Here is a 1,162-nt window from a genome sequence, read left to right as displayed (position 1 = left end):
GCACCACACGACCCGGATGCTCAACCTGCACACTCCGCACCAAACCCCACACCGCCGCACCCGCCAAATCAGCAGGCCGCTCACCAGCATTGACCACCATCGCCCCACGGGTCACCACAACCAACGACTTACCGTTCAACTCACCCGCCAGCCAACGCTGCACCACACCCAACACATCAGCGACCAAACCATGCACATCCGCCACAACACCAACGCCCCCGCCCACGGCCACCACACACAACGTCGCCGCATCCGAAGACACACCACAGACCCGCTCCACCTCCTCAACCAGACCCTCACCGGCACCCAGCCCCACCACCGACCAACCAACAGCCTCCTGCCCCGCACCGACACCCGGCATCCTGGTCCAGTCGACGTGAAACACGTCACGACTGCGTGTATGGGTGTCGTCCAATTGCCGTGCGTCCACCGGCCTGGTGACCGCCTGCCGAATGGTGAGTACGTCCGACCCGGCCGGGTCGGTGGCCGTGACCGAAAGCGTCCGTTCGCCGGTGTGGCGGAGGCGTACGCGCAGGGCGCGGGCGTCGGTCGCATGGAGCTGGACGACGGAGAAGACGAACGGCAACGACACGTCGGCGGCGATGAGTGCGGGGTGAAGGGCGGCGTCCATGAGTGCGGGGTGGATCAGGAAGCCTTCGGAGGACTCGTCGTCGGGGAGGGAGACCTCGGCGTAGACGTCATCACCGTGCCGCCAGGCCGCGGTGACACCCGCGAAGACCGGGCCGTACTCGTAGCCGGCGGCCGCCAGCTGATCGTAGATGCCGACGACGTCGAGCCGTTCGGCGCCTGCCGGAGGCCATGCGCCGTCGAGATCTTCATCGATGCCGACGGGAGGCGTGGCGGTGAGCAATCCACGCGCGTGTCGCCGCCGCTCCGCCCCGGTGTGGTCGCTGGAGAAGATGCTGATCTCTTGGCTACCGGTCTCGCTGTCCTGCGTGTTGACGACGATCTGGATGTGGGTTTCGGTGTCGGGCCGCAGAATCAGCGGTGCTTCGAAGGCCAGTTCCTGGAGGTGCGGATGCCCGCTCCGCTCACCCGCTTCCAACGCAAGCTCCATGAACGCCGTCGCGGGCAGCAGAACCCGGCCCAGCACCCCATGATCAGCCAGCCACGGCTCAGCACCCACCGACACACGCCCACT

At 66.9% G+C, this 1,162-nt stretch carries 1 protein-coding gene; it reads right to left on the bottom strand.

From position 1 onward, the window contains the following. The coding region (locus ACFVUT_RS37755) for a polyketide synthase dehydratase domain-containing protein (protein WP_389661393.1) at window positions 1–1,147 on the bottom strand (1,147 nt) is incomplete at its 3' end. Window positions 1,148–1,162 lie beyond the last annotated feature (15 nt).

This window comes from Streptomyces sp. NPDC058051 (assembly GCF_042885475.1).
Lineage (GTDB): Bacteria > Actinomycetota > Actinomycetes > Streptomycetales > Streptomycetaceae > Streptomyces.
This window is presented reverse-complemented; position numbering and strand designations above follow the sequence as displayed.